This is a genomic window from Streptomyces sp. NPDC107528 (genome assembly GCF_055639295.1).
Map to the genome: position 1 here is coordinate 48,405 of NZ_JBVKAV010000017.1, position 21,796 is coordinate 70,200.

Annotated in this window: 27 protein-coding genes; 20 read left to right on the forward strand and 7 right to left on the reverse strand. The window is 69.1% G+C overall.

Annotation, left to right across the window (positions count from 1 at the left end):
• The first annotated feature begins 1 nt into the window (after nt 1).
• Nucleotides 2–1,312 carry a hypothetical protein gene (locus ACZ7L5_RS40905; protein WP_471523681.1) on the forward strand — a complete coding sequence of 437 codons (1,311 nt, stop codon included), beginning with the start codon at nt 2–4 and terminating at the stop codon, nt 1,310–1,312.
• 200 nt (nt 1,313–1,512) lie between these two features.
• Here the strand turns inward: ACZ7L5_RS40905 and ACZ7L5_RS40910 are convergent, their stop codons facing one another.
• Nucleotides 1,513–1,908, reverse strand: coding sequence for a RidA family protein (locus ACZ7L5_RS40910; protein ID WP_467480037.1), 396 nt, complete (start codon nt 1,906–1,908; stop codon nt 1,513–1,515).
• A 136-nt stretch (nt 1,909–2,044) separates the two neighbouring features.
• Here ACZ7L5_RS40910 and ACZ7L5_RS40915 point away from each other — a divergent pair, with 136 nt between their 5' ends.
• The 6 genes from ACZ7L5_RS40915 to ACZ7L5_RS40940 all read left to right on the forward strand — a co-directional run bounded on the left by ACZ7L5_RS40915 (nt 2,045) and on the right by ACZ7L5_RS40940 (nt 5,883).
• Nucleotides 2,045–3,019: a helix-turn-helix transcriptional regulator gene (locus ACZ7L5_RS40915; protein WP_471523682.1), complete on the forward strand. Its 975-nt coding sequence runs from the start codon at nt 2,045–2,047 to the stop codon at nt 3,017–3,019.
• 116 nt (nt 3,020–3,135) lie between these two features.
• Nucleotides 3,136–3,873 (forward strand): LmeA family phospholipid-binding protein, encoded by a 738-nt coding sequence (locus tag ACZ7L5_RS40920; protein WP_471523683.1) that lies wholly within the window; start codon nt 3,136–3,138, stop codon nt 3,871–3,873.
• 232 nt (nt 3,874–4,105) lie between these two features.
• Nucleotides 4,106–4,186 carry an Ms5788A family Cys-rich leader peptide gene (locus ACZ7L5_RS40925; protein ID WP_350751515.1) on the forward strand — a complete coding sequence of 27 codons (81 nt, stop codon included), beginning with the start codon at nt 4,106–4,108 and terminating at the stop codon, nt 4,184–4,186.
• A 124-nt stretch (nt 4,187–4,310) separates the two neighbouring features.
• Nucleotides 4,311–5,150 (forward strand): sulfurtransferase, encoded by an 840-nt coding sequence (locus tag ACZ7L5_RS40930; RefSeq protein ID WP_328880760.1) that lies wholly within the window; start codon nt 4,311–4,313, stop codon nt 5,148–5,150.
• Nucleotides 5,151–5,243: 93 nt separating this feature from the next.
• On the forward strand, nt 5,244–5,531 hold the full coding sequence (locus ACZ7L5_RS40935) for a DUF1416 domain-containing protein (protein WP_328426615.1): 288 nt from the start codon (nt 5,244–5,246) through the stop codon (nt 5,529–5,531).
• 88 nt (nt 5,532–5,619) lie between these two features.
• On the forward strand, nt 5,620–5,883 hold the full coding sequence (locus ACZ7L5_RS40940) for a DUF3099 domain-containing protein (RefSeq protein WP_328880761.1): 264 nt from the start codon (nt 5,620–5,622) through the stop codon (nt 5,881–5,883).
• Between the two features lie 43 nt (nt 5,884–5,926).
• Here ACZ7L5_RS40940 and ACZ7L5_RS40945 read toward each other — a convergent pair whose 3' ends face one another.
• Nucleotides 5,927–6,289, reverse strand: coding sequence for a DsrE family protein (locus ACZ7L5_RS40945; protein ID WP_053197877.1), 363 nt, complete (start codon nt 6,287–6,289; stop codon nt 5,927–5,929).
• 132 nt (nt 6,290–6,421) lie between these two features.
• Between ACZ7L5_RS40945 and ACZ7L5_RS40950 the strand changes: the two genes are divergently transcribed.
• From ACZ7L5_RS40950 to ygfZ, 6 genes are all read left to right on the forward strand, one after another.
• Complete coding sequence (locus ACZ7L5_RS40950; protein WP_471523685.1) at nt 6,422–7,135, forward strand: hypothetical protein; 714 nt, start codon at nt 6,422–6,424, stop codon at nt 7,133–7,135.
• Nucleotides 7,132–8,058: a hypothetical protein gene (locus ACZ7L5_RS40955; protein WP_471523687.1), complete on the forward strand. Its 927-nt coding sequence runs from the start codon at nt 7,132–7,134 to the stop codon at nt 8,056–8,058. Before ACZ7L5_RS40950 ends, ACZ7L5_RS40955 begins: the two co-directional genes overlap by 4 nt.
• A complete protein-coding gene (locus ACZ7L5_RS40960) occupies nt 8,055–8,957 on the forward strand; it encodes a hypothetical protein (RefSeq protein ID WP_471523689.1) in 903 nt (300 codons plus the stop codon). Before ACZ7L5_RS40955 ends, ACZ7L5_RS40960 begins: the two co-directional genes overlap by 4 nt.
• A 244-nt stretch (nt 8,958–9,201) precedes the next feature.
• Entirely contained in the window at nt 9,202–9,777 is a 576-nt protein-coding gene (locus ACZ7L5_RS40965) for a heme-binding beta-barrel domain-containing protein (RefSeq protein ID WP_362388726.1), read from the forward strand.
• 16 nt (nt 9,778–9,793) lie between these two features.
• The gene (locus ACZ7L5_RS40970) at nt 9,794–10,237 is read left to right on the forward strand and encodes a Fur family transcriptional regulator (protein ID WP_328880766.1); all 444 of its coding nucleotides are present in this window, start codon (nt 9,794–9,796) and stop codon (nt 10,235–10,237) included.
• Nucleotides 10,238–10,247: 10 nt separating this feature from the next.
• A complete protein-coding gene (ygfZ, locus tag ACZ7L5_RS40975; protein WP_363041322.1) occupies nt 10,248–11,213 on the forward strand; it encodes a CAF17-like 4Fe-4S cluster assembly/insertion protein YgfZ in 966 nt (321 codons plus the stop codon).
• A 12-nt stretch (nt 11,214–11,225) separates the two neighbouring features.
• Here the strand turns inward: ygfZ and ACZ7L5_RS40980 are convergent, their stop codons facing one another.
• Both ACZ7L5_RS40980 and dtd read right to left on the reverse strand, forming a co-directional pair.
• A complete protein-coding gene (locus ACZ7L5_RS40980; protein ID WP_471523691.1) occupies nt 11,226–11,954 on the reverse strand; it encodes a hypothetical protein in 729 nt (242 codons plus the stop codon).
• Nucleotides 11,955–12,014: 60 nt separating this feature from the next.
• Nucleotides 12,015–12,440 carry a D-aminoacyl-tRNA deacylase gene (dtd, locus tag ACZ7L5_RS40985; RefSeq protein WP_391407640.1) on the reverse strand — a complete coding sequence of 142 codons (426 nt, stop codon included), beginning with the start codon at nt 12,438–12,440 and terminating at the stop codon, nt 12,015–12,017.
• A 159-nt stretch (nt 12,441–12,599) separates the two neighbouring features.
• Between dtd and ACZ7L5_RS40990 the strand changes: the two genes are divergently transcribed.
• Nucleotides 12,600–13,211 carry an RsiG family protein gene (locus tag ACZ7L5_RS40990; RefSeq protein ID WP_363041324.1) on the forward strand — a complete coding sequence of 204 codons (612 nt, stop codon included), beginning with the start codon at nt 12,600–12,602 and terminating at the stop codon, nt 13,209–13,211.
• A gap of 161 nt (nt 13,212–13,372) precedes the next feature.
• Nucleotides 13,373–14,638: a GNAT family N-acetyltransferase gene (locus ACZ7L5_RS40995; RefSeq protein WP_471523694.1), complete on the forward strand. Its 1,266-nt coding sequence runs from the start codon at nt 13,373–13,375 to the stop codon at nt 14,636–14,638.
• A gap of 181 nt (nt 14,639–14,819) precedes the next feature.
• Here ACZ7L5_RS40995 and ACZ7L5_RS41000 read toward each other — a convergent pair whose 3' ends face one another.
• Nucleotides 14,820–14,999: a hypothetical protein gene (locus ACZ7L5_RS41000; RefSeq protein ID WP_362388718.1), complete on the reverse strand. Its 180-nt coding sequence runs from the start codon at nt 14,997–14,999 to the stop codon at nt 14,820–14,822.
• 175 nt (nt 15,000–15,174) lie between these two features.
• Here ACZ7L5_RS41000 and ACZ7L5_RS41005 point away from each other — a divergent pair, with 175 nt between their 5' ends.
• A complete protein-coding gene (locus ACZ7L5_RS41005) occupies nt 15,175–16,089 on the forward strand; it encodes a winged helix-turn-helix domain-containing protein (protein ID WP_363041328.1) in 915 nt (304 codons plus the stop codon).
• A gap of 38 nt (nt 16,090–16,127) precedes the next feature.
• On the opposite strand, the gene ACZ7L5_RS41010 is transcribed toward ACZ7L5_RS41005, so the two are convergent.
• A complete protein-coding gene (locus ACZ7L5_RS41010; RefSeq protein ID WP_328426642.1) occupies nt 16,128–16,316 on the reverse strand; it encodes a hypothetical protein in 189 nt (62 codons plus the stop codon).
• A 153-nt stretch (nt 16,317–16,469) separates the two neighbouring features.
• Between ACZ7L5_RS41010 and ACZ7L5_RS41015 the strand changes: the two genes are divergently transcribed.
• Together ACZ7L5_RS41015 and ACZ7L5_RS41020 are read left to right on the forward strand one after the other, a co-directional pair.
• Complete coding sequence (locus ACZ7L5_RS41015; protein WP_362388791.1) at nt 16,470–17,348, forward strand: winged helix-turn-helix domain-containing protein; 879 nt, start codon at nt 16,470–16,472, stop codon at nt 17,346–17,348.
• A gap of 29 nt (nt 17,349–17,377) precedes the next feature.
• Complete coding sequence (locus ACZ7L5_RS41020; RefSeq protein WP_471523697.1) at nt 17,378–18,097, forward strand: HAD family hydrolase; 720 nt, start codon at nt 17,378–17,380, stop codon at nt 18,095–18,097.
• Here the strand turns inward: ACZ7L5_RS41020 and ACZ7L5_RS41025 are convergent.
• Complete coding sequence (locus ACZ7L5_RS41025; protein ID WP_328880775.1) at nt 18,088–18,270, reverse strand: hypothetical protein; 183 nt, start codon at nt 18,268–18,270, stop codon at nt 18,088–18,090. The genes ACZ7L5_RS41020 and ACZ7L5_RS41025 overlap by 10 nt on opposite strands.
• 173 nt (nt 18,271–18,443) lie before the next feature.
• Here ACZ7L5_RS41025 and ACZ7L5_RS41030 point away from each other — a divergent pair, with 173 nt between their 5' ends.
• Both ACZ7L5_RS41030 and ACZ7L5_RS41035 read left to right on the forward strand, forming a co-directional pair.
• Entirely contained in the window at nt 18,444–19,316 is an 873-nt protein-coding gene (locus tag ACZ7L5_RS41030) for a winged helix-turn-helix domain-containing protein (RefSeq protein WP_363041331.1), read from the forward strand.
• Nucleotides 19,317–19,626: 310 nt separating this feature from the next.
• Nucleotides 19,627–21,744, forward strand: coding sequence for a phosphotransferase family protein (locus ACZ7L5_RS41035; protein ID WP_471523699.1), 2,118 nt, complete (start codon nt 19,627–19,629; stop codon nt 21,742–21,744).
• The last annotated feature ends 52 nt before the right edge of the window (nt 21,745–21,796 follow it).

Genomic DNA, 21,796 nt, shown 5'->3' on the forward strand with positions numbered 1-21,796 from the left:
GATGACCGACCAGCCGTATCAGGGGTACGACGGTTACGACGGGTACGACCCGTATCTGCAGCAGCGCCGGCAACCGCAGCCGCAGCAACCGCAGCCGCAGGAACCGCAGCAGCCGGCCGCACCGCAGGCGTGGCCGGGGCAGCAGGCGTACGACGATCCGCAGGCCGCCCAGCAGTACACGCAGCAGTGGCAGGGGCAGACCTGGGAGACGCAGGTGCAGCCGCCGGTGTCTCCTGCCGGCCCTTCCGCTCCGGCGGCGGAGACGTCTTATCTGCCCTCGCAGGGGGCGGGGACGTACGCGGGGTACGGGACTGCTTCCGAGGCCCACGGCTGGGACGGGGTGCCGCAGGCACAGGGGCGGCACGCTGCCGCTCAGCCGCAGGGGCGCGCCCAGCAGGGCCATGGTCAGCAGTTCCATGCTCAGCGGGCTCAGCCTCAGCCGTCGCACGCTCAGCCGTCCCACGCTCAGGCGTCTCCCGCGACGGCGTCCCGGCCCGAGGCGGAGGCCGGCCCCGGTGACGGTCCCGGCTACGGTCCCGCGACCGTCGCCGGCAACACCCGGGTCACGGACGCCCAGCGGGCCCGGCTGGAGGGCCGATCCCCGATCATCGAGCCCGGGATTCAGCCGGCCGCGCTCACCGCGCTGCTGGGGCTGTTGCTCTCGGCCACGGCCGCGGTCGGGTCGTACGCCCTGCTGGTGCCCCTTGTCGCCCTGCAGGCCGTGACGGCTGCCGGCTGGTTCCGGCTGAACGGCATGTGGCCGGCCCGGCAGGGTATTGCGCTGGCCTTCGCGGGTGCGCTGGCGGCGGATGTCGCGCTGCTGGTGGCCGACGGGGCGCCTGCGGCGATCCTCGGCACGCTGGGTGTCTGGGTGCTCCTCACTCTGGTTCTGCAGCTCCGTTCGCACGCCGATCCGGACGAGCGGATGTACGGGCTGATGGCGACGGTGGTCTCCGCAGCGCTGGCGATTGTCGCGGCGGGGTATCTCGCGGCCGACGCCGATGCGGTGAGTGTCGGGGCGGTGGCGGTTGCTGTCGCGGTGCTGGTGCGGGCGTTGCCGTTGCCGACGGTCGCTTCTGTGGTCGCCGCTTTGCCGGCGGCGGCCGGGGCTGGGGTCGTTGTCGGTGCGATGACGGGCGTGGGGTCCGGCGGGGCCGTGCTCGGGCTCGGAGCCGGGGCGTGTGCCCTGATCGGCCATCGGGTGGCCAGCTATGACTATCCGTCTCGGTTCGTGCACTTCACGGCGGGCGTTGCGCTGCCGTTGGCTGCTGCGGCGCCGGTTGTTTATCTGTTGGGGCGAGCGGTGGTCTGAGGCCGGGACTTCTCCTCGCTCCCGCCGCCCCTACCCTTCCCGTCCTTGGAGGGGCGCTGCCCCTTCGACCCCGGTACCGGCGCCGAGAGGCGAAGCCGCTCGGGTGGAGCGCGGGGCCGCCCGCGCCCGCTACGACACCAGGTAAGAGCGCCTGTGCCGCGGGACGCCACCACGACGCGGCGTCCCGCGGCTCGGACATGTCACGCGACGGCGGTCCCCTCCAGCTCGACCATCAGGGTGGGGATCGCCAACCGTGCTGTCCCGAGCATCGTGGTGGTCGGCGCCACCCCGGCGGCGCCCAGTCGCGCCGCCAGCACGCCGTAGTGCTGGAAAAGCAGATCGACGTCAGTCGTGTAGACGTTGAGCCGGACGAGGTTCGCGAGAGACATCCCGGCCTCGCCGAGCACGGCCTGCAGGTTGTCGATGCTCAGCGTCAACTGCGCCGCCATGTCGCCGGCATGCTGGGGCTTGCCGTCGCCGCTCATCGCGGTCTGCCCCGAGATGTACAGAGTCCGTGTGTGCCCCGAGACGACCTCACCCTGGTTGAATCCCATCTCCACCGACCACGTCACCGGGTTGACCGCCGTTCGTTCCACTGTCACGTCAGCTCCATTCGAAGTATCGGGAGTACGCACGTCCATCGGCTCGGTGGCCGTCGGCTGTGACGTCGTGTCAGTGAGCGTCCCAATGAATCACGACATCCTCAGTCATGTATTTCGTTAGAGTTTTCGAATGCGCGCCGACCGGCTGGTCTCACTGGTGCTACTGCTGCGCCAGCGCGGTCGGCTGACCGCGGACGCGCTGGCCCGCGAGCTGGACGTATCCACCCGCACCGTGCTGCGCGACATCGAAGCGTTGTCCGCGGCCGGCGTCCCGGTCTACTCCGAGCGCGGCCGGCATGGCGGGTTCGCGTTGTTGCCCGGTTTCCGTACCGAGCTCACCGGCCTGAACCACGACGAGGCCCTCGCCTTGCTGGCTGCCGGATCGGGGCGCGGCGAGCAGGTGTTCGGCCTCGGATCGCAACTCGCTTCGGCCCTGCGGAAGGTGCTCGACGCGCTGCCCGAAGCCCACCGGGCCACCGCGAGCGACGCGGTCCGGCGGTTCCTCGTCGACCCGGACACCGATCTGCTCTCACGGCGGCCGGCCGCTGATGAGATACCCGACGCCACAATGATCGAGATCAGACGCGCAGTGCTCGCCGGACACAAGCTGCGCATCCACTACGAGGCCACGGGCCAGACGCCACGATGGCGCACGGTGGACCCGATCGGCCTGGTCACCGTACGCGACCGGGGCTACTTGCTGGCCACGAGATCCGGCGCGGACCGCACCTACCGGTTGTCGCGGGTGCTGGCCGCCGAGGAACTCCCCGAAGCGGCACAGCGGCCCGACCAGGTCGATCTGGACCGGATCTGGCAGGAACGCTCCTCGCAGTTCCTCTCCGGAAGCGACCACATCACCGTGCTGGTACGGGTGCAGCCCGCCCGGCGAGAGGACCTGCTGGACACCGCGCTGGCCGTCCGCGCAGAGGAACCCGACGCTGACGGCTGGCTGCGCCTGAAGGTGACCTTCCAGGATTCACGACATGCCGAATGGGCGCTGTGGCAGCTCGCCACGGACGCGGAAGCCCTGACCCCACAGTCGCTGCGCACCTCCCTGCGCAACCGCGCGGAGGCGATCGCCACCCGCTACGGAGCGCCGTCCTGAGAGGGGGGAGCCTGCAGACCCCCTGTCACAGATGATCGACAATCCGCCGGTCGATCCCCGCCGCGGGGTTACTCTCGCGTCGTTGACGAACACCTAGGTGGGGGGAACACCACAACATGCGCGCCCTGCGGATACTGCTGATAGTCGTCGTGATCCTGGGCGGCCTCTTCGTGCTGGCCGACCGGCTGGCCGTCGGGTTCGCCGAGGACGAGGCGGCCGGGAAGCTCCAGGCGAGCGAGAACCTCGCCGCCGCCCCGGACGTGTCCATCAAGGGCTTCCCGTTCCTCACCCAGGTCGCGAGCGGCTCGCTCGACGATGTCGAGGTCGGCATCGAGGACTACGAGGCCGCCGCCGGCACCGACGGCAAGACGATCCGGATCGACGACCTCACGGCGAACATGAAGGGCGTCGAGTTCTCCGGGAACTACAGCTCCGCCGTCGCGGCCAGCGCCACCGGCACCGCGTCCATCACCTACGCCGAGCTGCTGAAGACCGCCAAGTCCGAACCCACCGAGGTCGCCCCCGGCGTCACCGCGAACGTCGTCGGCCTCTCCGACGGCGGCAACGGCAAGATCAAGGTCGCCGTCGAAGCCACCGTCCTCGGCACCAAGCTCCCCAACCCGGTCTACGTCCTCAGCTCGGTCACCGCGCAGGGCGACACCGTGCGGGTGAAGGCCGACACCCTGCCCAGCTTCGGCGGCGCCGACATCGCCGAGAACCGGGCCCGTGCGATCACCGACTTCGAGCAGAAGATCGACGGCCTCCCCGGCGGCATCCAGCTCGACAGCGTCCAGGCGGCGAAGGACGGCGTCGAGATCACCGTGAAGGGTTCGAACGTCCGCCTCGCCGGGTAGTACCGCGGCGGGCGGAGCGAATGGGCCCGTTGAGCGAACGGGCCCGCAACCGCCTTGCGTCCAATGGGCGAGACGGCGTCGTCCGTACCGTAGATGTGATGCGAGACGCATCCCTCCGGAAGCCGTGCGGCAGGGGCCTCGACGCCCCCTCCTTCCCACATTGCGGACGATCGCGTCTCAGAATGCGACACGCCGGTGACACGCCCGCCTGTCCGTCCCTACGATCGAGCCCATGAAGCGACAGGCGGATCTCACGAAGCGGCGGGCAGTAGACCTCTGCCGCGTTGCCGCCATGCTCTGTCGCCCCTTCTGAGCGGAAGCTCCGACTTCTGCGTTTCCCCGCTGCCCCGACCAGGGCACAGGTGCGTCGTCTCGGTCCGAGCGCGCACCCCTCACACTCGCACGCCCCGCCGCAACTGCCCCGGAGGAGAAAGAGCATGAGCCGCAGCGACGTCCTCGTCGACGCCGACTGGGTCCAGGACAACCTGGACGACGCCAACATCGCGATCGTGGAGGTGGACGAAGACACGTCCGCCTACGAGAAGAACCACATCAAGAACGCGATCCGCATCGACTGGACCAAGGACCTGCAGGACCCGGTCCGCCGCGACTTCATCGACCAGGAGGGCTTCGAGAAGCTCCTGTCGGCCAAGGGCATCGCCAACGACACCCTGGTGATCCTGTACGGCGGCAACAACAACTGGTTCGCGTCGTACGCCTACTGGTACTTCAAGCTCTACGGCCACGAGAACGTCAAGCTCCTCGACGGCGGCCGCAAGAAGTGGGAGCTGGACGCCCGCGAGCTGGTCGAAGAGGTTCCCGAGCGGCCCGCCACCGACTACAAGGCCAAGGCGCAGAACACCGCCATCCGTGCCTTCCGTGACGACGTGGTGGCGGCCATCGGTTCGCAGAACCTGGTCGACGTCCGTTCGCCCGACGAGTTCAGCGGCAAGCTGCTCGCGCCGGCCCACCTGCCGCAGGAGCAGTCGCAGCGTCCGGGCCACGTCCCGTCCGCCCGCAACATCCCGTGGTCGAAGAACGCCAACGACGACGGCACCTTCAAGTCGGACGACGAGCTCAAGGAGCTCTACGCCGAGGAGCAGGTCGACCTGGCGAAGGACACCATCGCCTACTGCCGCATCGGTGAGCGCTCCGCGCTGACCTGGTTCGTCCTGCACGAGCTGCTCGGTGTGGAGAACGTCAAGAACTACGACGGCTCCTGGACCGAGTACGGCTCCCTCGTCGGCGTGCCGATCGAGCTCGGCGCCAACAAGTAAGCCCCGCAGCAAGCGTAGTAAGCGTAGTAAGAGCGCAGACCCGCAGATCCCGACCGGCCTTCCTTCCGGTCAGACCCCTCTTTGGAGAAAGACATGTGTGGAGCGAAGGCCGGCGGCCCCGACGCCTCGACGATCAAGCCCGGTGAGACCACCATCCAGGGTCAGGTGACCCGCGACGGCGAGCCGGTGACGGGCTACGTCCGTCTGCTGGACTCGACCGGCGAGTTCACCGCGGAGGTCCCCACCTCCGCCACGGGCCAGTTCCGCTTCTACGCGGCCGAGGGCACCTGGACCGTGCGCGCACTCGTCCCCGGCGCCACCGCCGACCGTACGGTCGTCGCCCAGCAGGGCGGGCTCGCGGAGATCGCGATCGCGGTCTGAGGCACCTCTGACCGGCCGAAGGGCCGCACCCCACGGGTTGGACGCCTGGGGTGCGGCCCTTCGTCCTGTGCGGATCTACTCTGGAGTCATGTACGCACGGCGGCGTCACTGGTACTTCGCCATGATGGGGATCTGCATCACGCTCTTCGTCCTGGCCTGGGGCGTCGTACGCCTGTGGTCGATCCCGGTGGCCGTGGGCATGTGCGTGGTCGCCATGGTCATCCCGCCGCTCGCCGCCATGGTCGCCAACCGCCGGGGCCCGGAGGACCGCTGGTGGGACGACCCGTCCGGCGACCCCCAGTCCGACGAGTGGTGGGACGAACTGGACGGCAAGAAGCGGCCGCGCCAGTGAGCGGCCCCCGGCGGTCCCGCCCACCGCGAGGTACGTGGCTGTCTCAGTAGACGAGCGCCTGCGTCTCGTCCCCCAGTGCCTCCTGCACGAAGACCTGGGCGCCTGCGATCCGTACGCCCTCGATGACGTCCTTCTCGGTGATGTCCCGGCGGGCCGCGCACTGGGTGCACAGGGTGAGGCGGCCGGTGGCCAGGATGGAGTCGATCAGGTCGGGGAGCGGGGCCGCGTGCGGGAGTTCGAACTCGGCGGCGCGGCCGGGGAGGGCGAACCAGGCGGACTCGCCGGTCAGCCACACGGAGACGTCGACCCCGCTCGCCACCGCCACCGCCGCCACCGTGAACGCCTGTGAGCAGCGTTCGGGGGCATCGGCCCCCGCCGTCACCTTGATCACCAGCTTCTTCGCCATGGCCGAATCGTAATCAACTCCCTTACAACCTGGTGTGTTGGCCATGGGTCTTCTGTGCGCGCGCATACGGAATGCGCACTTCACGTTCCGTGGGGGGACGTTTTGGAAGTATCTGAAGAAGTGGACGAGGCCGTGCCACGGCCTCGCCGACGGGGGCGTACGGCACTGCTGATCGCCGGAGCGGTCGTGCTCGGGGTCGTCGCGGGGACCTGCACCGGCTATCTGGTGCAGGCCGACCGCGAGCCCACGAAGCTGCCGCCCCTGTCCCAGCCCGTGGTCGGGCAGGCCACGGGCGAGGTCGAGCCGCTGTCCGCCGCCGAGGACCGTCGGGTGAAGACCGACGGCGACCTGCGCAAGCTGCTGCTCAAGCGGCCCAAGGGCACGCGGGACACCGTGTTCGAGCTGGGCACGGACGGCTGGATGGACCTCGCCGAGTACGCGGAGACCTTCAAGGAGCCGGACGAGGTCGTCGGCGACCTCATCGAGGAGCAGTTCCGGCGTGCCGCCGCGACGAGCTGGCGGGTGGGCAGCACGCAGAACGTCCTGATCCACCTGGTGCAGTACCGCCAGGAGCAGGCCTTGTTGGCCGCCGAGAACGCCGAGGGCTCCTATTACCGGGCCGAGGAGGAGTCCGACACCCGCAGCTGGCCCATCCCCGGCACGGGCGACGGCATGGCGTACGTGCACGACAGCCCGGATCGCAAGCCCGGCTACCTCCCGCTGTACTCGGCCGAGGCGCACGCCTGGCGCGGTGACATCGCGGTGGACATCTGGATCTACGACACCAAGCCGATCCGCAAGGAGAAGATCATGGACCTGGCCAAGCGGCAGGTGGGCCGGCTGTGAGCGAGACACCTGAGGAAGCGCAGAGCCCCGAGGGACTCCAGAAACCCGAGGGACTCCAGAAACCCGAAGGACTCCAGAGCCCCGAGGCCCTGCCGGCCTCCGGGAGTGCCGAGGGCCCCGAGATCCTCTCCAGCCCCGGGAGCCTCCCCGCGGGCCCCGAGCGCAAGCGGCCGCGTGCCTCGCGCATCGCCGCCATCGCCGGGACCGTTCTGCTGCTCGGTGCCGTCGTCGGCGGTGCCGGCTGCACCGTGGTGACCGTCCAGGACGCCGACCGCGATGCGGGCGCGCCGACCTGGAAGTTTCCCAAGCCCGCCGCGGCCGGCGACAAGGCGGAGAAGACGGAGGCGGCGGCCACGGGGCTGGCCGGTCTGCTGCTGCCGTACGACGAGAAGGGCTACACCCGTGGCCCCGACCTCGGAGAGTTCGGCTCCGACGCCGAGCTCAGCGGCCGTCAGGCCACCGCCCTGCGCAAGGAGTCGTTCGAGGACCTGCCCCGCAGTGAGCGGCGGAAGCTGGAGAAGGAGCTCGACAAGCGCGGCCTCAAGGGCATGGCGATGCGCAGCTACTACAACGCCGACCCCTACGACGTCCACCACAAGACGGCCTTCTCCGTCAGCGTCGTGCTGGCGCGGATGGAGAGCCGCGACGACGCACGGGACGTCGCGACCGCCCAGAACGAGTTCCTCTCCGCCATCGGCGTCTTCCGCAAGGGCCCGAAGATCGAGGGCCACAAGAACGCCAAGTGCTTCCTGACACCCAAGGGCGACGACGAGAAGCTCGACCGGGTGTTCTGCGCGGCCTACTCGGGAGACGTGCTGATCAGCGCCACCGTGGCGGGCATCCGGCCGCTCGACCTGAACAGCATCGGGATGTTCGTCACCCGACAGCTCGACCGCATCGACGACCCGGGGAAGGCCGTATGACCGAGCAGCAGCCCACCGCGACGGCGCCCGTCGCCGACGCACCGCCGATGCCGGAAGCACCGCCGGCCCCCGCCGTACCCCCGGTGACTCCGGAGAGCCCGGAGAGCCCAGTGACTCCGGTGAAGAAGGATCGCCGCGTCCTGCGCGCCGTCCTGCGCTGGACCGCCACCGTCGTCGTCTTCGCCGCCGTCGGGGCCTCGACCGCGTACGGCATCACGCGGATGGAGCGTACGGACGTACCCGGTCTCGCGACCGAGGCGGACGGGCGCTGGGCCTACCCGGCGATCACCAAGCCGCCGCTGCCCTCCGGCAGCCCCGGGCCGTTCGCCGAGGAGAACGTCGCCGCCCTGCACCACGCGGACCTGCGCAAGCTGCTGCTGCCGGCGCCCGCGGGGGCCAGGACGGACAAGGCCGACAAGGCGCTGAGCGGGCGCAACGGCTGGCTGGCGACGAAGGACTTCCTGGCGGCGTACGAGTCGGCGGAGGACCGGGACGCCCTGGCCCAGGTGCTCAAGGACCACGCCCTGCGGCACGTCGCGGCCCGCGGCTGGACCACCCCGGACGGCACGCACACCCGGATCTACCTGCTGCAGTTCGAGTCCGCCCAGGTGGCCGACGTGCTTCAGCAGGACCACTTCACCAGCTACGACTCGCCCGAGCACGCCCTGCGCGGCGCCGCCGAGGTGCACACGGACGAGGAGTTCCCCGCCGAGGCCGGGGTCACCGACGTACGGAACTACCCCTACGCCGAGGCCAAGCCGTACGGCGCCGAGCAGGTCCGGCAGGCGTACCTGGTGTCGGGTGACGTTCTGGGGCTGGTCGTGCAGTCCCGCAAGGGCGGTGCCGCGGCCATCCCCTTCCAGCAGACGGTGGTCCTCCAGAGCCAGCTGCTCGGCTGATCCCGGCGAGGGCCCACCTCACACGGAGGGCCGGTCCCCGGCCGCGTAAGCTGGGGCCCGGCCCTGTGTACGTACCGCACACTCTCCGCTCAATCGAGGAGCAACCCCGTGGAGATCTTCTTCGAAGCCCTGCTGGTCCTGGTCTGCGTCGGCGTCCTCGCCTTCGCCGGGCTGGCCGTGAAGAAGCTGTACCAGGGCCAGCGCTGATCCCCATCACCCGACGTACGAGACTTCTGAGCTGCTCATGATCGAGATCCCGTCCGACCTTCACAAGGACCTCGTCCCCCTCGCCTTCCTGCTCGGCAGCTGGGCGGGCGCGGGCGTGCACGACTTCCCCGGCTCCGAGAAGTGCAACTTCGGGCAGGAGGTCACCTTCGCCCACGACGGCCGGGACTTCCTGGAGTACCGGTCCCACACCTGGGTGCTGGACAACGACGGCAACAAGGTGAAGCCGCTGGAGTCCGAGTACGGCTTCTGGCGCATCGACGCCGACCGCAAGGTCGAGGTCACCATGGTCCGCGACGACGGTGTCGTCGAGATCTGGTACGGCGAGCTGGCCGACAAGAAGCCGCAGATCGACCTGGTCACGGACGCGGTGGCCCGTACGGCCGCCTCCGGCCCGTACACCGGCGGCAAGCGGCTGTACGGCTACGTCAAGAGCGACCTCATGTGGGTCGGCGAGAAGCAGACCCCCGAGGTCGAGCTGCGCCCCTACATGTCGGCCCACCTGAAGAAGGTCGTCACCCCGGAGGACGTCGAGCGCTGGGCCAAGGCCCTTCCCGATGACATGCCGGACGACGGCATCGCTTTCTTCAAGTAGTCCTAGACTCTTGGGTGTGGTGAGCACCGACTGGAAGAGCGACCTCAGGCAGCGCGGCTACCGGCTGACGCCTCAGCGTCAGCTTGTCCTGGAAGCCGTGGACACCCTTGAGCATGCGACCCCCGACGACATCCTCGTGGAAGTGAGGAAGACTGCGTCGGGGGTCAACATTTCCACCGTGTACCGGACCCTGGAGCTCCTGGAGGAGCTCGGGCTGGTCAGCCACGCCCACCTCGGGCACGGCGCGCCGACGTACCACCTGGCGGACCGGCACCATCACCTCCACCTGGTCTGCCGCGACTGCACGAACGTGATCGAGGCCGATGTGTCGGTGGCCGCGGATTTCACGGCGAAGCTGCGTGAGACCTTCGGGTTCGACACGGACATGAAGCACTTCGCGATCTTCGGCCGCTGTGAGGACTGCGCCCGCAAGCTCAAGAATTCAACTACCGAGTCGTAGGCTTGTGCATATGAAGAGCCCTTTGCTGACCCTGCCCGGTGCCGTGCCCGCCGAGGGCGTGGACGAAGGCGTCGCCGCCCACTACGGCGACCTGTTCCGCGAGCAGCGTGCCCTCGCCGACGGCACCGGTTTCGTCGACCTCTCGCACCGCGGAGTGATCGCGGTCACCGGCCAGGACCGGCTGAGCTGGCTGCATCTGCTGCTCACGCAGCACGTCAGCGACCTTCCGGTGGGCGAGGCCACCGAGGCGCTGATCCTTTCCGCGCACGGCCACATCGAGCACGCGCTGTACCTGGTCGACGACGGCACGACGGTCTGGGCCCATGTCGAGCCCGGCACCCAGGACGCGCTGATCGCGTACCTGGAGTCGATGAAGTTCTTCTACCAGGTCGAAGTCGCCGACCGGACCGCCGAGTTCGCGGTCGTGTACCTGCCTGCCGGGTCGATCGCCGAGGTACCCGAGGGCGGCGTCGTACGCGAGACGGCGCACGGCCGCGACCTGTTCCTCCCGCGCGCCGACCTGGAGTCGTACGCGCAGAAGGCCGGCCCGCCGGCCGGCATCCTCGCCTACGAGGCGCTGCGCGTCGAGCACCACCGCCCGCGCCTCGGCTTCGAGACCGACCACCGCACCATCCCGCACGAGCTGGGCTGGATCGCCGGCGCGGTGCACCTTCAGAAGGGCTGTTACCGCGGCCAGGAGACCGTCGCCCGCGTCCAGAACCTCGGCAAGCCGCCGCGCCGGCTGGTCTTCCTGCACCTCGACGGCAGCGAGGTCCACCTGCCGACGCCCGGCACCGAGATCCGGCTCGCCGACGAGGGTCCCGACGGCCGCAAGATCGGCTTCATCACGACGTCCGTACGCCACCACGAGCTCGGCCCGGTCGCACTCGCGCTGGTCAAGCGGAACGTGCCGGTGGACGCACCGCTGATGGCGGACACGACGGCCGCGGCGCAGGAGACGGTGGTCGAGCCCTGACCGCCGGCGCCGCTAGCGCAGGGTTCGTTCGACCTTGGCGACCTGGGCGCGGATGAGCTGCTCCTGGTGTTCGGGGGTGAGTTCCTCGCGCTGCCGGTCGGTCAGACTCGGGCCGAAGATGGTATCGGACCTCACGTACGTGATCACTCCCTGAACGCGTACGACGGTGAAACCCTGGTAGGACGAGGGCGAATTCAGTGAGAACCGCAGTGCCTCGTCGCCCAGATCCGGGGCCTTCTCGGCCTGGAAGCGGGCTTGCATGACGCCATTGCTGTCGATGTTCTCGTACTCGATCGACCCGCACTTCGCCAGCGCGCTCCGCAGCGCCGCCATCCGCGCCTTCGCGTCGGTCTCGGCCCAGCCGGCCAGGGCCATGCTGTGCAGGTCCAGTCCCTCGCTGGCCCGGTGGAGCTGCGCCCTGGCGAAGACGGTCTCCCCCTTCGCCTTGACGTCCGGATTGCGCAGCACCGCGCACTCCGCCGGCCGTACCTTCTCCGAGGCATCGGCCGGAGGGCTGCTGGGTTCGGTGGCGGTGGTTCGGTATACCTCGAAGCCGCTCGGCGTCTGCGCCGTGGTGAGCAGTGCGGTCTTCAGTTCCCTCACCGTGTAGGGAGAGGCACGAGGAGCCGTCGGGGCCTGCTTCTCCTTGCTCCCCTCGGTGCCGGCCTCGGTCTTCCCCTCCGCCGAGCAGGCCACCAGTGCGAGCAGAGCGACTCCGGTGACATACGCGGATCTCTTCATGGTCCCCCCAGGACGATGGCAGCGACGACCGGATCTCGATCGGAAGTGATCAGCCGGTGATCAGATTTCGATCAGTACCGTGAACGGGCCGTCGTTCGTCAAGCCCACCCGCATCTTGGCCCCGAACCGGCCCGTAGCCACCGTCGCGCCCAGGGCGCGGAGTTGGGCGACGACCTCGTCGACGAGCGGCTCGGCGACATCGCCCGGGGCGGCGGCGTTCCAGGTGGGCCGGCGTCCCTTGCGCGCGTCGCCGTACAGGGTGAACTGGCTGATGACGAGGAGCGGGGCGTCGATGTCGCTGCACGACTTCTCGTCGTGCAGCATGCGGATCGACCAGAGTTTGCGGGCGAGTTGGGCGGCCTTCTCCTTGGTGTCCTCGTGTGTGACGCCGACGAGCACGCACAGCCCCTCGCCGTCGATCTCCCCGACCGTCTCGTCGTCCACGACGACACTCGCGCCGTCCACCCTCTGCACCACAGCTCGCATGCGGACATCATGCCGGGTGCGGAGCAGTGGCCTCTTTGGGGGTTTCTTTTTTGATCCTTAACCCCCCATCTGGGCCCGTTCGGGGGCACTCGGTCACATTGCGGCCAGTTGGGATGGCACCATGCTTCCACACGCCGGTCGAGGGGACGGTAGAGGCATATGAGCACACCGAGTTCAGGGCAGCCTCCTGGGGCTGTCGTGTTGAGCCACGCGGCCCAGCTGGACGGCCTGCGGCCGCCCACGCAGCGCACCGCCGAGGATCCGGGCCCGCGGCTGCCCGTGGAACCGCCCGAGCACGACCTGACCGCACTCAGCCTGCCCGAGCTGCGCACCCTGCGCCGGGACGCGCAGCGCGACGAGGCGGATCTGAGCTATCTACGACGGCTGCTGCAGGGGCGGATCGACATCCTGCGGGCGGAGGTGGCACGGCGCTCGCCGGCGGGCGCGGCGTCCGTCGTCGACCGTCTCCCGGAGATCCTGACCGACGCCCCGGCCCGCCACCGCTCCTCGGCCCGCCACGTGACGCTGGGCACCCCGCAGAGCGAGGAGTACCGGCTGCTGGCGACCGAGATGCTGGCCGAGGTGGAACTGTCGGACCTGGAGGCCCGCACGGACGCCGAACTGAACACCGCGATGGGACGCCTCGTCCGTTACGAGCAGCAGGTGTCCCGGCGCCGTCAACGCCTGCAGCGGACTGCCGACGACTGCAGCGCGGAGATCGCGCGGCGGTACCGGGACGGTGAGGCCCAGGTGGACGACCTGTTGACGTAGCACGCCGGTCGGAGCGGTCCGAGGACGGCGCTTGAGACAGCCCCCGCCCACAGGGAGGGGGCTGTTGCCTTTCGGCCGGTCCGGGGGTGTCCTCTCCGGGGGAGTTTGAGGGCGAGTAAAAACCCGGCGACACGTCACGCCCGCCCACCTACCGTGACCCCATGAGCCGTCCCGAACCTCCCACCGACATCGACGTCCGCCCGATCACCGAGGCCGACATCCCCGACTGGACCCGGGCCCTGAACACCGGCTTCCTGCGCAGCCCCGACGTCTCCGAGGCAGAGGTCGCCGACCGCGCGTCGTACATCGTCCCGTCCCGCACCCTCGGCGCCTTCGACACCGGCCGCTGCGTGGCGACCTTCCGCTCCTTCGCCCAGGAGATCACCGCGGTCGGCGGCGCCCCCGTCCCCGCGGACGCCATCTCGAACGTCACCGTCAGCCCCACCCACCGCCGCCGCGGCCTGCTCACCCGCATGATGGCCCGCGACCTGGCCGCCGCGAAGGACCGCGGTGACGTCGTCGCCACCCTGATCGCCGCCGAGTACCCGATCTACGGCCGCTACGGCTTCGGCCCCGCCACGTCCACGGCCCAGTGGACCATCGACGTCCCCCGCACCGGCCTCGACCCGAGGTGGGCCTGCCCGGACGACGGCGGCCGTATCGACATCGTGGACGGCGCGGACGTACGCAAGATCGGCCCGGAGTTGTACGAGCGGGTGCGCCGCGCCCAGCCGGGCGCCGTCGACCGGGACGAGCGCTGGTGGCAGGTCAGCACCGGGGTGCTGCGCCTGGACAGGTCCCCGTGGACCGAGCCCTTCTTCGCCGTGTACCGCTCGGCGGGCGGCGAGGTCCAGGGACTGGCGTCGTACAAGGCGGACGACCACTGGGGCGACGGCAAGCAGCCGCTCAACACGGCGACCGTGAACTGGCTCGTCGCGGCCACCCCGGACGCCGAGCGCGCCCTGTGGCGGTACCTGTGCTCGATCGACTGGATCACGACGGTCAAGAGTGGCTGGCGGGCCCCCGACGACCTGCTGCCCCTCTACTTCCCCGATCCGCGGGCCGCCCGGGTCACGACGCTGGCGGACTGGTTGTGGGTGCGGATCCTGGATGTAGTACGGGCGCTGGAGGCGCGGACGTACCAGGGGCAGGGGTCGCTGGTGCTGGAGGTCGTGGACGGGGCCGGACTGACCGGCGGACGTTACCTGCTGGAGGCGTCGGCCGGCGGATCCTCCTGTACGCCGACCACGGCCGCGCCCGAACTCACCCTCGACGTGGCCGACTTGGGCAGCCTCTGGCTCGGTGACGAGTCCGCCGTACGGCTCACCGCGCTGGGGCGGGTCCGGGAAGAACGAGCGGGCGCCGCCCTGGTGGCCGACGCCCTGCTGCGTACGTCCAGGCGACCTTGGTGTCCGGACGTCTTCTGAGGCCTCCTCTCGGCCGGTGACAGGTCTGCTGATCCGTAGCGAGCTGTTCAGTTGTGGCTGTGCTGTCGGTATTCGGTTGTCGATGTGAAGTTGTGGCTGTGCTGACCGACCGGGCTCCCGGCTCCCCTCCGGAAGGGAGCCCGGACGGCCGAACCTGGTCGCCGGGCCTTCGTGGGAAGGCCTAGTGGGCGAGCAACATGACGAGGATCACCGCGCCGATGCCGCCGATCATGGTGTTCCTGGCCTTGATACCGATGGTCAGGGCGAGAAAGGCAATGATGCCCATCGGCCCGTACTTCCACTGGATGAGTTGCTCGAATCCAATGACGAGCGCGGCTACAGCGAGGTAGATGAGCGGCATGCCGGTCTCCTCTCGGGGACGATGTGCGACAGAACCGACTCTGGTGGCCAACCCTCCTGAAGTTTGACCATGTTGCTTAAGTTGGCGACCAACTTCACTGTACTTATGACCGCTTGGGAGCGTCTCATAACCACCTTCCCCGGAACTGCCCAAAGATGGCGGGAAGTTGTAGTGTTTGGTCGTGGAGCCGAAACACGCCTCCGCCAATGGGCGGAAGAGTTCACAGCGGCCACAGAAGTCACATCGGGACGTGGCCGATGAGCTGCGCGCCCGCATCACCTCGGGCGCACTGCAGCCCGGCCAGCGCATGCCCACCCAGGCCAAGCTGGCGGACGAGTTCGGCGTCGAGCGCGGAGCCGTACGGCAGGCGCTGCGCATCCTGCAGTCGGAGCATCTGCTGACCAACGTGTCCAAAGGGGCCCCGGCGACCGTCGCCCCCGACCTCGGCAGGGCGCTGACCGGCCCCGGAGCCGCGCCGCAGCCGACCATGGTGGCCCTCGCCCCGCGGATAGCGGCCGCCTTCGCCGCCCCGCACGTCGAGATCGACGCGCTGTGCCTCACCTCGGTCTCCCTCACGCTCGCCATGGGCGAACCGCTCCGCCAGATCCACGCGGGACAGCTGAAACCGGCCAAGGTCGACGTCCGCGTCATGCTGCCGAGCCGCGACATCTCGCTCGCGTTCCCGACGCCGGTCCACGGCTCGGCCGACGACGACGTACAGCTGCGCCGGCGCTGGCTCGCCCAGCGCAACGCCCAGGGTCAGGTGCTCCGGCACAATCTGCTGGCGCTGCGCGCCACGCACGGCATCGATGTGCGGGTCACCTTCCGCGCGCTGCCGTTCACACCGCCGGTGAAGCTCTACCTCCTCAACGGCACGGAGGCGCTCTTCGCCTACTACACGCTGGCGCGCAGCGAGGTGGAGATCGGCCAGCAGCACCTGGAGATGTACGACGCCCCGGGCATCCAGTCGACGCTGTTCGCCTTCGAGCAGGGGGCCGCGCTGCGGGACACGACGTTCGTGGAGCAGTCGCACGTGTGGTTCAACGCGCTGTGGGAGACGATCAGTTCGGAGCTGCAGCTCACGAGCTGATCATCCCCCACAGTGTTTGACCTGGGTGTTTATCGTGGTCATAGGGCGGGACCCGAGAGCAGGATCGCGAGGACGACGGCCCCTATCGAACTGACGGTCGGGCTCTTGGCCTTGATGCCTATGGTGAGCAGCAGTAGGCCGATGATTCCGGTGGCACCGTACTTCCACTGGAGGGTCTGCTCGACGCCGACGACGAACACGGCGGAGAGGAGTGCGAGGACGGGCATCGGTGTTTCCCCCTTCGGGCTTCTGGGGATGGAAGGATTACTTCCGCCAACTCAACCAACTTGGCGCCAACTCCAACTAAGTTGTCCCCACTTGGCCCCTACTTTGAAACAAGCTACAAACAACTGCCCATAGATGGGCGAGAGTTGTAGCGTTTGGTCGTGACTCAGGAGAACGTGGCAGTGAACGGCAGCAGGAGACTCTCGCCGCAGGAGATCGCCGACATCCTGCGGGAACGGATCCGTGTCGGAGAGCTCAAGGCGGGCGACCGTCTGCCCACCCAGGCCGAGCTGGCCGAGGAGTTCGGCGTGGAGCGAGGCACCGTACGCCAGGCTCTGCGCGCACTGCAGGAGGACGGCCTCCTCACCAACGTCAGCAAGGGCAGCCCGCCGCGCATCGCCCTGCCGGCCCCCACCCGGGGCGCTCCCCAGCCGACGATGGTCAGCCTTGCCCCCCGTCTGACGGAGGCCTTCGCCGCACCGCACGTCCGCGTGGACGTCGTATGCCACACCTCGGAAACCCTGATGCTGGCCCTCGGTGAACCCCTCCGGCTGATCCACGAGGGTTCGATCCGCCCCGAGTCGATCGACGTCCGGGTCCTGCTGCCGTCCCGGGACATCCATCTCGCCTTTCCGGTCCTGGTGGAGGGGCGGGGGGACGACGACCCGGTGCACAAACGCTGGCTGGCGATGCGCAACGCCCAGGCCCAGGTGCTCCGCCACAACCTCCAGGCCATCCGCTCCACCCACGGCATCGACGTCCATGTCACCTTCCGCGCCCTGCCGTTCACACCCCCGGTGAAGCTCTACCTCCTCAACAGCGACGAAGCCCTCATCGGCTACTACGTCCTCACCGAACGCCAGGAGGAGTACGAGAGCCGCACCCTGGACATGTACGACGCCCTCGGCTCCCAGTCCCTCCTCTTCTCCTTCGTCAAGCAGGCCGGTCAGCGCGACGCCGCGTTCGTGGAGGAATCCCAGAAGTGGTTCGACGCCCTCTGGGAAACCATCACCACTGACCTGACACTCTCCTAGTGACTTCTGATACGAAGCAGACTGAACAGGTGACAGCAGAGACCGAGAACGACACGGAACGACTCCGCGAACTGATCCGGCGCGCCCGCGTCGTGCTGTGGGACTTCGACGGCCCGATCTGCCGGCTGTTCGCGGGACATTCGGCGGAGCGGGTGGCGGCCGAGCTGGTGGAGTGGCTTGAGGGGCGGGGGTTGCACGGGTTGCTGACCGCCGCCGAGCGGGAGTTGCTCGACCCCCACGTCGTGCTGCGCGCCGTCGACCGCCGGCACCCCGGCAGCGACCTGGTCGCGGAGCTGGAGGAACGTCTCACCCAGGAGGAACTGCGGGCGACCTCCTCCGCGATGCCCACGGCGTACGCGGACCCGCTGATACGCACCTGGACGGCCGTCGGATCCCGGTTGGCCATCACCACCAACAACTCCCCCCGAGTGGTCCGCACCTATCTCAACGGCCGTGGCCTGCTCTCCTGCTTCAGCCCGCACATCTACGGCCGCACCCAGGACCTGCATCACCTCAAGCCGGACCCGCACTGCCTCAACCGGGCCCTGAGCGCCATGGGGGCGGCACGCTCGTCCGCCCTGATGATCGGCGACACGCCCTCGGACCTCGCCGCCGCGAACAGCGCCGGCGTGGCGTTCCTCGGCTACGCGCGTAATCCGTACAAGGAGAAGCTGCTGCGGGAGGCCGGGGCCAAGACGGTTGTGGCCGAGCTGAAGTCGGTCCTGCCACTGGTCCGGGCTCAGGCCTGAATCATCAGCAGCGTGAACACCATGGCGGCCCCGACGGCCAGGCCTGCGCGCCGCGCCCGTATGCCCACCCCCACCGCCAGCAGGAGCAGTACGCCGACGCCGCCGAGCTTCGTCTGCGCCTGCATGCCCAGGGCCAGCTCGAAGAGTCCCCTGGAGACTTGAAGCAGAAGCATTCCACCACCTCCCTTCCACTTTCCCGCAACGCTCCAACTATCCGTCCAATTGGACTGGTTGGCTTGCGGACGGTCTGCCCGGTCTGACTGATCCCTTAACCAACCGGCCTGTGCGGCAGGCGGGTTGACTGGGTTCGGGTTTCAGAGTGGACTGCAAGCGGTACGGTCGAGGTGTGGATGCGCAGCAGACCAGTGACAGCGGCGGCCGGGAGTTCCAGCGGGTCGCCGACGAGTTGCGCGCCCGCATGACCGACGGGCCGTACTCGCCGGGCTCCTATCTGCCGTCCCAGCGTGATCTGGCGGAGGAGTTCGGCGTCTCCAGGGACACCGTCCAACGGGCCCTGCGGGAACTGGTCGACGAGGGCTGGATCGAATCACGGCAGGGCAGCGGGTCCCGGGTGATCAAGACCCAGCGGATACACTCGCCGACCCCCAAGGCCACCCGCTCGCGCCGCGGCATCACCCTCGAATCCCTCATCAGCGAGGCCTTCGAGCAGCCCGAAGTGACGCTGGACGTCTACACGTTGACATCCGAGTCCCTGTACTGGCGCATCCAGCAGCAGGCCGACCGTATCCGCGGCCGCTCCATCAGCCCCGGACGTATCACCCTGCGCATGCTCCTGCCTGCCGAGACGCAGTCCCTGCCCTATCCCCGCGTCAAGGACGACAAGGGGGACCCGCGGTTGCGGGAGCGGCTGCACGACATCACGGAGCGACACGCGAAGTCGCTGCGGCAGTCGCTCGCGTCCCTCCAGGCCGAGGGGCTGGTGCCGTCGGTCGACGTCGAGATCCGACGGGCACCGCTCACGCCGGCCTTCAAGCTCTATCTGTTCAACGGTGCCGAAGCGCTGCACGGGCCGTATGAGGTGATCGAGCGCAAGATCATGCTGGAGGACGACGAAGTGCTCACGGCGCTCGACGTCCTGGGCCTGAACGCAACGCTGACCCACCACGTGAAGGACGAGGATCCCGATTCATCGGGCACGGTGTTCGTGGACAGCATGCAGAAGTGGTTCGACTCGGTCTGGAACCTGCTGTCGCAGTAGCGCGCAGGACGTCTCCGACACCAAGCGCACCGTCAGTTCTCGCCCTGGCGGGTGCCGGGCTTCCTGTAGCATGCCCGCACCGACTGAGCAAACGCTTGGCTTCGTCGTAACGCACAGACCTCACGCGCAACAGTGGGAATCGGCTTCGTGAGCCTCTCGCCGGCATGCATGGCTTCCGTCCCGTGCTTAACGTTTGCCTACCATCCCTCCTCCTGTACCGGAGCAGCCAGTGGCAGCACCTCCTGATCCCCGTCTCTCCGCCGGGGGGCGCGCCACGCACGGAGGTCTCGAAAGCGTCTGCGCGGCGTTCGTGAGCGCAGCCAAGGAGGGCCAGGCCACGAGTGGGCACCACAACGAGAACTATCTGTTGCCGTTGACGGAACCCTTGGCGGACCTGCTCGATCGTCCGGTCGGCACGCCCGTTACCGTGCGGATCCGCCGCGCCGAGGCCCTGCCCGTGGTGATCCGGACCTGGCGGAACGAGGCGGAGATCCTCGGTGCCATCAAGGGGCTCGTGCCACACGCCCCGGAGTGCCTGGTCCATGGTGAGGACTTCGCGATCCACAGCTATGTGGAGGGCGTGCCGCTGTCCAGCGTCTGCGCCGATGGCAAGCCCCTCGACGCCCTGCTCGTCGAGGCGCTGGCGGATCTGCTCGCCCGGATGCCTCACGTGCGGCGCGGAGCGCTGCCACCACTTCCCTCCGCATGGCCTCGCAGCAACGCGGACAGCCAAGGGTTCCTGCGTGCGCTCGCCCATCTCGCGGACGAGCAGATCAGAAAGCCCAACTGGACGGTGTTCGGGGGCCTGTTCGCCGCTCTGGGCATCCCCGAGGACGCCTTGCTGAGGTTCGCCGAACGCGTTCCCGCCATGACCCGGCGACCGTACAGTCTGCTCCACGCCGACCTCCACCGTGACAACCTGATCCTGTCCTACGACTCCGGAGTCGCGCCCCTCATCTGCGTCGACTGGGAACTGGCGACCTACGGCGATCCACTGCACGACCTGGCGACCCACCTGGTGCGCATGCGGTACCCGTTCGACCAGTGGCCCGAGGTGATCGCCGCGTGGGCGACGGCCATGCGCAGGGTCCGCCCCGCCGCCGTGGCCGGCCTGGCCAGGGACCTGCAGCACTACATCGCTTTCGAGCGGGCGCAGTCCGTCTTCCCGGACGTGATGCGTGCCGCCGGCTCGCTGATCGGCTCCTTCACCCAGAAGAGCCTGGACGAGGCGACGCGGGCGGTGCGCCGGGCGGTGGAGGCGGCGGCGGAACCGCTGCGTTTGCGGAACGTGCCGGGTGAGCGGGAGACCGAGCGGGCGCTGTTCCGCTGGTGGGCGTCCCGGAGCGACCGGGTCGGGGCCAGCCTCGACTGGGCTCTGAAGGCGTTCGAGTGGCAGCCGGACTCGCGGCTCCCCGAGCATCCGGACTTCCCCTCCACGGCCGTGCGCGAGGCCCTGGTGGCGGAAGGCGAGGCCCCCGCCGACCGGGTTCTCAAGGGAACAGCGCACCTCAACTCGGTGGTCGTGGTGCCCGGCGTCGACTTCCCCGTGGTCGTACGGCGCAGGGTGCCCGACTTCTGTCGTCGGGAGCCGAGCTTCCTCAGTGAACACGCGGTGCTGCGCGCCATCGAGGAGTCCTGCGCCGATGTGGCGGCGCCGCGTGTCCTCGCGCTGGGGGAGAGCTATCCGAAGGACAGCTTCACCATCCACACGTACGTCGGACCGCGCGACATCGGCCGGTCCCCCAGCCATCCGGTGAACGGCCTCCTGCCGCACGAGGCGGATGCGCTGGTCGACCAGCTCTGCGCCCTGACCCGGGTGAACTACAAGCACGTCGATCCGGCGGCCGGTGAGGGCGGGTTCCATCGCTGGCTCAGAGAGCAACTCGTGCTGATGGTCCGCGAGTTGCCGAAGAAGTCGCAGCAGCTGGCACGCCAGCTGGGTCTGCCCGACGCCGACAACCTGCACCAGATCCTGGCCCGCCACGAGGTGAGGGAGCGGGAACCGGCCCTGCTGCACGGCGACCTGAATCCGTGGAACCTCGTCCACCGTGACGACGCCATGGCGCTGACCCTCATCGACTGGGAGATGGCCCTGGTCGGCGACCCTCTCTACGACCTGGTCCGGCATATGCATCTCACCCCCACCAGGTCGGAGATCCGGGATCGCATGTTCCGCCGCTGGGAGTGGAAGCTGGATTCCCGCTATACCCGCGGCTGGCGAAAGGACTGGCGGGTCTACCGCTGGATCGAGATCGTCCGGTCCGCGTACGTCGATCTCGACCGGCTGGTGACCGGCGCGAGCCTCGACGTCCCCAACGTCCGCCGGGCCGTCGACTCGTATGCGATGACCCTCGACGCCGCGACCTCCGCTCTCGGCGTCCCGAGCCGCCCCACGGCGAACCCCTACCTGGCCCGGGCCCTGGCCTAGCCTGCGCGGCGGGCCGGGGACGGTCGTCGCGGCAGTGCGTACGCTCGACACC

What these genes read in the sequence shown, in the direction of transcription:
- ACZ7L5_RS40905 (WP_471523681.1), top strand. Translation starts at nt 2, where the DNA reads ATGACCGACCAGCCGTATCAGGGGTACGACGGTTACGACGGGTACGAC.
- ACZ7L5_RS40915 (WP_471523682.1), top strand. Translation starts at nt 2,045, where the DNA reads ATGCGCGCCGACCGGCTGGTCTCACTGGTGCTACTGCTGCGCCAGCGC.
- ACZ7L5_RS40920 (WP_471523683.1), top strand. Translation starts at nt 3,136, where the DNA reads ATGCGCGCCCTGCGGATACTGCTGATAGTCGTCGTGATCCTGGGCGGC.
- ACZ7L5_RS40925 (WP_350751515.1), top strand. Translation starts at nt 4,106, where the DNA reads ATGAAGCGACAGGCGGATCTCACGAAGCGGCGGGCAGTAGACCTCTGC.
- ACZ7L5_RS40930 (WP_328880760.1), top strand. Translation starts at nt 4,311, where the DNA reads ATGAGCCGCAGCGACGTCCTCGTCGACGCCGACTGGGTCCAGGACAAC.
- ACZ7L5_RS40935 (WP_328426615.1), top strand. Translation starts at nt 5,244, where the DNA reads ATGTGTGGAGCGAAGGCCGGCGGCCCCGACGCCTCGACGATCAAGCCC.
- ACZ7L5_RS40940 (WP_328880761.1), top strand. Translation starts at nt 5,620, where the DNA reads ATGTACGCACGGCGGCGTCACTGGTACTTCGCCATGATGGGGATCTGC.
- ACZ7L5_RS40945 (WP_053197877.1), bottom strand. Translation starts at nt 6,289, where the DNA reads ATGGCGAAGAAGCTGGTGATCAAGGTGACGGCGGGGGCCGATGCCCCC.
- ACZ7L5_RS40960 (WP_471523689.1), top strand. Translation starts at nt 8,055, where the DNA reads ATGACCGAGCAGCAGCCCACCGCGACGGCGCCCGTCGCCGACGCACCG.
- ACZ7L5_RS40965 (WP_362388726.1), top strand. Translation starts at nt 9,202, where the DNA reads ATGATCGAGATCCCGTCCGACCTTCACAAGGACCTCGTCCCCCTCGCC.
- ygfZ (WP_363041322.1), top strand. Translation starts at nt 10,248, where the DNA reads ATGAAGAGCCCTTTGCTGACCCTGCCCGGTGCCGTGCCCGCCGAGGGC.
- ACZ7L5_RS40980 (WP_471523691.1), bottom strand. Translation starts at nt 11,954, where the DNA reads ATGAAGAGATCCGCGTATGTCACCGGAGTCGCTCTGCTCGCACTGGTG.
- dtd (WP_391407640.1), bottom strand. Translation starts at nt 12,440, where the DNA reads ATGCGAGCTGTGGTGCAGAGGGTGGACGGCGCGAGTGTCGTCGTGGAC.
- ACZ7L5_RS40990 (WP_363041324.1), top strand. Translation starts at nt 12,600, where the DNA reads ATGAGCACACCGAGTTCAGGGCAGCCTCCTGGGGCTGTCGTGTTGAGC.
- ACZ7L5_RS40995 (WP_471523694.1), top strand. Translation starts at nt 13,373, where the DNA reads ATGAGCCGTCCCGAACCTCCCACCGACATCGACGTCCGCCCGATCACC.
- ACZ7L5_RS41000 (WP_362388718.1), bottom strand. Translation starts at nt 14,999, where the DNA reads ATGCCGCTCATCTACCTCGCTGTAGCCGCGCTCGTCATTGGATTCGAG.
- ACZ7L5_RS41010 (WP_328426642.1), bottom strand. Translation starts at nt 16,316, where the DNA reads ATGCCCGTCCTCGCACTCCTCTCCGCCGTGTTCGTCGTCGGCGTCGAG.
- ACZ7L5_RS41025 (WP_328880775.1), bottom strand. Translation starts at nt 18,270, where the DNA reads ATGCTTCTGCTTCAAGTCTCCAGGGGACTCTTCGAGCTGGCCCTGGGC.